Source organism: Roseateles sp. 22389, assembly GCF_052044995.1.
Taxonomy (GTDB): domain Bacteria; phylum Pseudomonadota; class Gammaproteobacteria; order Burkholderiales; family Burkholderiaceae_C; genus Roseateles.
Window position 1 is genome coordinate 1 of sequence record NZ_JBQEOF010000047.1, and the last position, 588, is coordinate 588.

1 protein-coding gene is annotated in these 588 nt (G+C 65.1%); it reads right to left on the bottom strand.

Annotated features, from left to right (window positions below; genetic code table 11):
* Positions 1-113: 113 nt before the first annotated feature.
* Positions 114-588, bottom strand: a 475-nt coding sequence (locus ACTJKJ_RS27300; RefSeq protein ID WP_440823324.1) for a diguanylate cyclase domain-containing protein, incomplete at its 5' end; no start/stop codon positions are given.

The following is a 588-nucleotide window of genomic DNA, read 5'->3' on the forward strand; positions in this document are numbered from 1 at the left end:
CAGAAAGACCTCCTCGCCGCGTTGCTGCAGGAAGCCCGTGGCGCGCGTCAAGGCTCGACCACCCTGCGAGGTGCTGAGCCGAACCACAGCGAGCAGCAGCGGATCAACGGACTTCATCGCAGGCCGTAGAGGCGGGCGCTAGGCATCGGCCCTCCTCTTTCGCCACCCCGTGTTGTCGTACGCGCGGCCAGCTTGACCAGGTACATGGCTGCGTCTGCTTTCCTCACGAGGTCCTCCGCCTGGTCACCGTCGGCCGGAAAGTTGCTGGCGCCGATGCTCACGCCTTGCGTCAGGACGGTGCCAGCCACGGTCCACGGCCGAGCAACGGCCGCGACGATCTTGGAGATCAGGCGTCCGACGCCGTCGCTTGGAACGTTCTCCGCAATGATGACGAACTCGTCGCCGCCGATGCGGCAAACGGTGTCACTTGCTCTCAGCGTCGCCTTGAGGACGCCGGCCACGTGCAGCAGCAACCGGTCGCCGACTTCGTGCCCGAGTTGATCGTTGGTCTTCTTGAAGTCATTGAGGTCCAGGAAGAGCACCGCCAGCGGCGTCGAGTTCCGCTTGGCGAGTTCGAGCTCGTGGGTC